Here is a 3,653-nt window from a genome sequence, read left to right as displayed (position 1 = left end):
TCCACCGCCCGGCGTCGACGTCCTGTTCGCCATGCTCCGCACCAAAACCACCTACCAGCCCCGCCCGGCCACCGCTCAACAAACCCATAGGGACACTCCCGGGGTGACCGGGGCGGGTCGTCGCCGTCACCCGGGCAGCGGGCCGTCGGCTGCCGGCCGCAGTGGTTCCCGGACGAGCGGGCAGGACATGCAGCGCGGGCCGCCCCGGCCCGAGCCGAGTTCGGAACCGGCGATCCGGATCACCTCGATGCCGGCCCGCTCCAACTGGGCGTTCGTCTCGACGTTGCGCTCGTACGCCACGGCGAGCCGGGGCGCGATGGCCAGGGTGTTGTTGCCGTCGTCCCACTGTTCGCGTTCGGCCGTCACCGGATCCAGTCCGGTGTCGATCACCCGTAGCGTGTCCAGGTCCATCGCGTCCGCAGCCGCCCGTAGGAACGGCGCCGGCCCGTCGAGGGAGAGTTCGCCCTCGGCCCCGGCCACCACGGTGTACGCCGACAGCGTGTCCGCGATGTTCGGGTACATCAGCACCGCGTCCACGTCGACCATCGTGGCGACGGTGTCGAGGTGCATGGTGGCCCGCTCCTGCGCGATCGGCACCACCAGGATGGTGTGCGCCAGCCGCGCCTCGAAGACCCGGCGGGCCAGCCGTTCGGCCCCGGCCGGCGTGGTGCGCTCGCCGACGCCGACGGCCACCACCCCGGAGGCGAGCAGCAGCACGTCCCCGCCCTCCAGGTGCTCCAACTCGGGGCCGTAGACGAACGGGGTGCCGGCGAACCTCGGATGGTGCCGGTAGATCGCGTCGGTCAGGCTGGTCTCCCGGCGGCGGGCCGGCATGGCCAGGCTCGTCACCGCGGCGTGGTCCCCGATCCAGGTCGACGAGTCCCGGGCGAAGAGCAGGTTCGGCAGCGGGTCGATCACGAAGTCGAGCCGGTCCATCAGGCGGTACACCAGGCCGCCGCCCCGGTCCCAGCCGAGCCGCAGCTCCTCGTGGGCGAGGCCGGCGATGAGCACTCCGGCCAGCGCGGCCGGGTCGAGGTACGACAGGTGTTCGGCGACCCGGCGGCGCAGGGTGTCGCCCAGCCCGGGGGTCCGGAGTACCCGCTCGGTCAGCTCGGCCCGCGCATCGGCCACCGCCAGCGTCTCGGCGAGCAGTGTTCCGATGTAGAGCACCTCGACCCCCCGCTCCCGGAGCGCGGCGGCGAAGGCGTCGTGCTCCTCCTGGGCCCGCCCGACCCACGGGATCGCGTCGAAGAGCAACGAGTCGTTGTTCCGGGGTGTGAGTCGGGCGAGTTCAGGTCCGGGGCGATGGAGAAGTACGGTGCCGAGACGCCCAACCTCGCTGTCCACGAAATGGGTCATATTCGCAGCCTAGGGCAGCGGTTGGCACCATCCGGGAAAAAGGGCTTCGGATGAATGGGGCATTCATCCACACTCACTCCGGTGCTGCAACTTGCAGAACGGGGGGTGTGGCCACGTACCGTAGTGAAGAGATAACTTCGAGGGACCTTTTGCCGGAGGTCACGATGACTGTCTTTTCTGCACGCTCAGCTGTACCCGCCCGGGCCCTACCCCCCGCGCCGGTGCAGCCGCTTCCACCGCTGGAGGCCGCACGGCCGACGCCGATGGACTGGGCCCGTCGACGTCGCGCCGAACGGGACGCCCGCCGGATCGAGGCGGCCGGGGCCAGGGCCCTGAGCCGGCTCGACCACCTCGGTCCATCGTGGCACGTGGTCGACTGGCCGCGTACCGAGCTGACCGAGACCAGCATGCTCGACCTGGACTACCGGTCCCGGGACGATCGTGCGGGATTCCTGGCGATCGGCCCCAGCGGCATCTTCGCGGTCACGGTCGCCGACCACGGTCGAGCCCGGGTCCTGATCGCGGGGGACGTCGTGCAGATCAACGGCAAGCGTCCGGCGTACATCGCCGAGGCGCGCCGGGACGCGAAGCGGGCCGCCAAGGCGCTCTCCAACGCCGTCGGCCTCACCATTCCGGTCACCCCGGTGCTGACCTTCGTCGGCTCCGGAGTCATCAGCGTGTACGGGCTTCCGAAGGAGTGCCTGGTGGCCACCCACCGGGAACTCGACCGGCTGCTCGTGGCGGGCGGCAACCGGATCAGCGCCGCCACGGCGGAGAAGCTGTCCCGGGTCGCCCAGGCCCCCTCCACCTGGCTGAACGCCCCGTACCGGTCGGCGGCGGACTACCGGTGGTACGAGGAGGGCCGAACGGCGGCTGACAAGCGGGCCAGTCGCCGGTAGCGTCACCAGCCGACGCCACCCGCCGGGGCGGCGCCCACAACCGCCCTTCGAGGCCAGGTGTGGGCACACACCGGCGGGGGGCTGCGGGATGGCCCAACCGGCCGGTGTGTCCCGGGGTGCGACTCCAGGGTGAAACCGGCTAGCGTGGGCTGGCGGTGAGGTTAATAGGAGGCGCGGTGGCCCACGTCGAACTCTCGATCTCGGAGGCGTTCGTGCCGCCAGCGACCTCGTCGCTGGATCAGGAGCGGGAGTCCGACGGCTTCGGCGACGCCGACCGTCGGATCGAGCCCGACGGCTTCGCCCGCTGGTCGGACACCGTGTCGACCGCTGCGGAACCCTGCCTGCTCATCGACCGCAGCACCACCATCGCGGCCGTCTCGTCCTCGTGTTGCCGGCTGCTCGGGCTCGGCACCCCCCTGCACGCCATCGGGCGGGCGCTGCTGGACAGCGAGTTGCGGCTGCTCGACTTCACGGCCGCGCGCGGCGAGCTGACGGAACAGGACGTCGAGAAGATTCCTCCGCTGCTCGCCCTCGCCTCGGGCCGGCTCGCCCGTGGCCTGTTGCGGGTGCGCTGTGGTACGGAAGGTTCGGACAGCACCTTCGACGCGATCACCACCCCGATCCTGGCGCACGGCGGCGTCGCCGGCTCGTTGACCTTCTTCGCCGAGGTCTGAGCCCCCGACCACAACGCCCGCATCGATTCTCTCGGGCGGCACGCCACACCGACGCGCTGGTCAATGGGCCCGGCGGTGTTGGGCCGATGTCGCAGCCACCGTAAGGTCTCCTCATGCTGGATATCGCTCTGCTGCCGGAGGAATACGCCGTGTGCCGGCTGCCTGCCGACTCGTCGGTGCCCGCCGGCCTGCTGAGCGACCCGGCGAACTCCGGGCTCCTGTCGGTCACCTGGACCTCGGACGAGGTGTCGATCATCTGCCGGGCCGACCGGGTGCCGGCCGCGGCCACGGTCGAGACGCCGTGGCGCTGCCTGCGCGTGGTGGGGCCGCTCGACCTGGCGCTGACCGGCATCCTCGCCTCCCTGGTGGTGCCCATGGCCGACGCCCGGGTCAACATCGTGGCGTTCTCGACGTACGACACCGACTATCTGTTGGTGCCGTCGGTACGACTCCCGGAGGCGCTCGCCGCCCTCACCCAGTTCGGACACCGGGTCGCCACCTGAGGCGCGGTCGGCCCGGGCCACGGCCTAGCATTGGCTGGGCCACCCCGCCGAATGCACCACGGCATCCACCTATGCCCGAGGACCCGGCCGTGTTCCGTCCCCCCTCGCCCGACTTTCCAGCGGGCCGTCCCCGCGCCGTCGGCGCCCTGACGGCCGGCAGCCTCGCGCTGGTCGGCTGTGTCGCGCTGGTCGGCTGTGTCGCGCTCGCGGCCTGCGGG

General features: G+C 71.6%; 4 protein-coding genes. 3 read left to right on the top strand and 1 reads right to left on the bottom strand.

Annotation, left to right across the window (positions count from 1 at the left end):
• Positions 1-126: 126 nt before the first annotated feature.
• Positions 127-1,359: an arginine deiminase gene (locus I0C86_RS00110; protein ID WP_196199074.1), complete on the bottom strand. Its 1,233-nt coding sequence runs from the start codon at positions 1,357-1,359 to the stop codon at positions 127-129.
• 164 nt (positions 1,360-1,523) lie between these two features.
• Between I0C86_RS00110 and I0C86_RS00105 the strand changes: the two genes are divergently transcribed.
• The 3 genes from I0C86_RS00105 (at position 1,524) to I0C86_RS00095 (ending at position 3,435) form a co-directional block, all read left to right on the top strand.
• On the top strand, positions 1,524-2,258 hold the full coding sequence (locus tag I0C86_RS00105) for a hypothetical protein (protein WP_196199073.1): 735 nt from the start codon (positions 1,524-1,526) through the stop codon (positions 2,256-2,258).
• 176 nt (positions 2,259-2,434) lie between these two features.
• Positions 2,435-2,932: a hypothetical protein gene (locus tag I0C86_RS00100; protein ID WP_196199072.1), complete on the top strand. Its 498-nt coding sequence runs from the start codon at positions 2,435-2,437 to the stop codon at positions 2,930-2,932.
• Between the two features lie 113 nt (positions 2,933-3,045).
• A complete protein-coding gene (locus I0C86_RS00095) occupies positions 3,046-3,435 on the top strand; it encodes an ACT domain-containing protein (RefSeq protein ID WP_196199071.1) in 390 nt (129 codons plus the stop codon).
• Positions 3,436-3,653 lie beyond the last annotated feature (218 nt).

Origin of the sequence: Plantactinospora alkalitolerans (assembly GCF_015690345.1) — a bacterium.
Lineage (GTDB): Bacteria > Actinomycetota > Actinomycetes > Mycobacteriales > Micromonosporaceae > Plantactinospora > Plantactinospora alkalitolerans.
This window is presented reverse-complemented; position numbering and strand designations above follow the sequence as displayed.